This window comes from Ferrovibrio sp., from assembly GCF_017994015.1.
Classification (GTDB): domain Bacteria; phylum Pseudomonadota; class Alphaproteobacteria; order Ferrovibrionales; family Ferrovibrionaceae; genus Ferrovibrio.
In genome coordinates this window covers 1-3,138 of the sequence record NZ_JAGOLP010000118.1, presented here as the reverse complement: position 1 = coordinate 3,138, position 3,138 = coordinate 1, and the positions used below count along the sequence as shown (strand labels likewise).

The window sequence follows — 3,138 nt, the reverse complement described above, 5'->3', positions numbered from 1 at the left end:
ACCTTATGGTTAATGAAGGGTTAATCGGAATTTACACCCCGCTGGCTTTATCACAGGCCAGCGGCTGAAGCCTTGGTTTAGGGTCCGGACCCTAAATTGTCGGGTCAAACACGGCCTGGCGGCTCTGATAGGGCCGGAAGCCGACCTTCTGGTAGAGCGGCAGCGCTGAAGGGTGGTCGAGATTGCAGGTATTCACCGTAAGGCGCGGAATACCCTTGGAAAAAGCGTATTGCACGGCCCAGCGCAGGAACCAGCGGCCGAGGCCGCGGCCGATGCTTTCCGGCATCAGGCCAAAATAGGCGATATTGGTACCGCCCGGCTCATTCACGGCGGTTTCGCGGCGGTCAAACTCGACATAGCCGGCTGGCACGCCGCCGACATAAGGCACAAAGATTTCCACTTCCTTGTCGTGGATGATCTCGGCCAGTTCAGTATCGGAAAGCCGGTGCCGCTCCACCCAATGCCAGGGCCGGCCAACACTGCCATAGAGATAGCGGTAATAGCTCACGCTGGGCTGATCCAGCTTGAGCAGCGCCAGCTTGGTATTCAGCAGGGGTGCCGGATTGGGTGTTTCCGGCGGTGGCGTGGTCATGTCGAGATAAACCACCACCACGTCGAAGCGGCCATCCGCCCGCCTGGTGGCGGCGGGCAGGCTGAAAATCGGCCGGGCGATACTGTCGGTCATCAGCGGCGCCCGGCAGGCTTCAGCGTTCGACCGGCAGGTCGGCGCGGGCGCCCCATTCCGACCAGGAGCCGTCATAGACCGCAAACTGGCGATGGCCCAGCAGATGCAGCGCCAGGGCAAGGCCGGAGGCGGTGACACCGGAGCCGCAGGTGGTCACCACCGGGCGGTTCATGTCGATGCCGGCATCGACAAACAGCTTGCGCAGTGCATCGGCATCCTTGATCAGGCCGGTTGCCGGATCGGTCAAGGTGGCATGCGGCAGGCTCAGCGAGCCTGGGATATGGCCGCCGCGCAGCCCGGCGCGCGGCTCGGCTTCGGTGCCGTTGAAACGGCCGGTCGAACGCGCATCCAGCACCTGTTCGCGCTTGCTGGTCAGGTTGGCCTTGAGTTGCTCGGCATCGCGCACCAGCAGGTCGTTGCGCCGGGCGGTGTAATGCCGTTCGCGCGGCAGCGGCGGCAGGTCTTCCACCGGGCGGCCCTCGGCCAGCCATTTTTTCAGGCCACCATTCAGCACCGCCACATCGGCATGGCCGAAGACACGGAACATCCACCAGGCGCGTGGCGCCGAAACGTGGTTGTCGGAACCATCATAAACCACTACGCGGTTGCCATCGCCAATGCCCATGCGGCGCATGCGCGAGGCGAATTTCTCCAGCGGTGGTAGCATATGCGGCAGCGGATCGTTGCTGTCGGAAATGTCGTCCAGGTCGAAATAGACCGCGCCCGGGATATGGCGTTCGGCATATTCGCGCTTCGGGTCGCGTTTCAGCGCCGGCAGATACCAGGAGGCATCAACAACGCGCAGGTCGGGTGCACGCAGATGCTCGGCCAGCCATTCGGTGCTTACCAGCGCATCGGGATTCGCATAGCTCATGAATTGTCCCCAGCAAGCCGCCTCAGGCGGCGAATTCCAGATTGACACGCCGGTTCTGCCGGCCCTTGTTTTCCACCTTGCGCACCAGCACTGGCCCGATCTCGCCGGTGCGGGCCACATGCGTACCGCCGCAGGCTTGCAGGTCCAGCGGTTTGTCCTGGCCGGCCACTTCGATCAGCCGCACCCGGCCCAGGCCCATCGGCGGCTTCACCGCCATGGTCTTTACCAGTTCAGGGCTATTTAGCATTTCCTCATCGGTGATCCAGCGCGCAGTCACTGCCAGATCAGCCTGGATCAGTTCGTTCAGCTTGGCCGTCAGCGTGTCCTTGTCCGGAATCTGGTCGGCCATATCAAAATCCAGCCGGCCCTTACCGTCGCTCACCTGGCCGCCGGTGACCGGGAAGGGCACCAGCACTGACAGCAGATGCAGGCAGGTATGCATGCGCATCAGCCGGTGGCGCCGCGCCCAATCCAGTTTCAGGATGCCGCTGGCGCCCACTTTAAGCGCCGCGCTGCCGGCGCCGGCCTTGTGGATGATGCCATCCGGGCCGTCACCCTTCACGGTATCGGTCACGTCAACGGTTTCGCCGTTTTCCAGAACAAACTGGCCGATATCACCGGGCTGGCCGCCACCCAGCGGGTAGAACACGGTGGCATCGGTCTGAAAGCCGCGCTCATCCACAGCCGTAACCGTGGCAGGGCATTCGGTCAGATAGGCATCGTCACGGAACAGGAAACTGGTCATGGTGCGCGGTGTCCTCGGCGGCTTCAGCTCATCCAGGGCGGGATCGGCAGGTTCTTGCTGCGCAGGAAGTCCGGGTTGAACAATTTGCTGGCATAGCGCGCACCGCCATCGCACAGGATGGTGACAATAGTGTGCCCTGGCCCCATCTGCTTGGCTAGCCGGATAGCGGCGGCCACGTTAATGCCGCTCGAAGAGCCGAGCACCAGGCCTTCATGCTGGAGCAGGTCGAACACCACCGGCAGGGCTTCGTCATCGGGGATTTGGAAGGCGTCGTCGGGGGTGATGCCTTCCAGATTGGCCGTGATGCGGCCCTGGCCGATGCCCTCGGTGATCGAGCTGCCCTCGGCCTTCAATTCACCATGCTTGTAAAAATTGTAGAGCGCGGCACCCATCGGGTCGGCCAGCGCCACGCGGATTTTTGGATTGCGCTGTTTCAGCGCCAGCAGGATGCCGGCAAAGGTGCCGCCAGAGCCAACCGCGCAGGTGAAGCCATCCACCTTGCCATCGGTCTGCTGCCAGATTTCCGGCCCGGTTGTGTGATAATGCGCTTCGCGGTTGGCAACATTATCGAACTGATTGGCCCAGATTGCGCCATTCGGTTCGCTGGCGGCCAGTTCCTCGGCCAGACGGCCGGAATATTTCACGTAATTGTTCGGGTCTTTATACGGCACGGCCGGCACCAGGCGCAGATCAGCACCACACAGGCGCAGAAAATCCTTCTTTTCCTGGCTCTGGGTATCCGGCATCACGATCACGGTGCGGTAGCCCAGCGCATTGCCCACCAGGGCCAGGCCGATGCCGGTATTGCCAGCGGTGCCTTCCACGATGGTACCG

Annotated in this window: 4 protein-coding genes; all 4 read right to left on the bottom strand. The window is 62.7% G+C overall.

What is annotated here, in order from left to right:
- Positions 1-91: 91 nt before the first annotated feature.
- Positions 92-685, bottom strand: a complete 594-nt coding sequence (locus KBB36_RS20885; protein WP_290985836.1) for a GNAT family N-acetyltransferase — start codon at positions 683-685, stop codon at positions 92-94.
- A gap of 19 nt (positions 686-704) precedes the next feature.
- Positions 705-1,559, bottom strand: a complete 855-nt coding sequence (gene sseA, locus KBB36_RS20880) for a 3-mercaptopyruvate sulfurtransferase (protein ID WP_290985833.1) — start codon at positions 1,557-1,559, stop codon at positions 705-707.
- A gap of 22 nt (positions 1,560-1,581) precedes the next feature.
- Positions 1,582-2,304, bottom strand: coding sequence for an alanyl-tRNA editing protein (locus KBB36_RS20875; protein WP_290985830.1), 723 nt, complete (start codon positions 2,302-2,304; stop codon positions 1,582-1,584).
- Positions 2,305-2,327: 23 nt separating this feature from the next.
- On the bottom strand, positions 2,328-3,138 hold an 811-nt coding region (locus tag KBB36_RS20870), incomplete at its 5' end, for a cysteine synthase A (RefSeq protein ID WP_290985828.1).

Bases quoted from the DNA above. Each gene is read 5' to 3' on its own strand.
- KBB36_RS20885 (WP_290985836.1), bottom strand. From the start codon at position 685: ATGACCGACAGTATCGCCCGGCCGATTTTCAGCCTGCCCGCCGCCACC.
- sseA (WP_290985833.1), bottom strand. From the start codon at position 1,559: ATGAGCTATGCGAATCCCGATGCGCTGGTAAGCACCGAATGGCTGGCC.
- KBB36_RS20875 (WP_290985830.1), bottom strand. From the start codon at position 2,304: ATGACCAGTTTCCTGTTCCGTGACGATGCCTATCTGACCGAATGCCCT.